Annotated in this window: 1 protein-coding gene; it reads right to left on the reverse strand. The window is 29.7% G+C overall.

Annotated elements, in window-relative coordinates; genetic code table 11:
- Positions 1-321: glycosyltransferase (locus tag AAEZ02_RS22020; protein ID WP_351125104.1), on the reverse strand; the 321-nt coding region annotated here is incomplete at its 3' end.
- Positions 322-343: the final 22 nt, after the last annotated feature.

A 343-nucleotide genomic window follows, 5' to 3' on the forward strand; every position in this document is an offset into this window, starting at 1 on the left:
TCTATAAAAAAAATCAATTTCAGTGACAACTAAATCATTATTACTTATAACAACCAAGTCATCATTTTTTATATCGGATAGGATAACCCCTAAATTATTACCTCTAGCATATCCTAGATTCTCACCAGATTGATGCACATCAACATTGGGAACACTACAAAAAAGCTCTGTTAAAATTTCAAAAGAATTATTTCCAGAATCATTATCAACTATTACAATACTTAAATTAACACCCTCCTGGTCCAACAACTTAGTTACGTATGAAGCGGTATCTTTATAACTCTTATAGTTAACTATAATGATCCAAACATTTTCTCTCATGCAAAAAGAACCTCTATTATAG

This window comes from Shewanella sp. T24-MNA-CIBAN-0130, assembly GCF_040310185.1.
Taxonomy (GTDB): domain Bacteria; phylum Pseudomonadota; class Gammaproteobacteria; order Enterobacterales; family Shewanellaceae; genus Shewanella; species Shewanella psychromarinicola.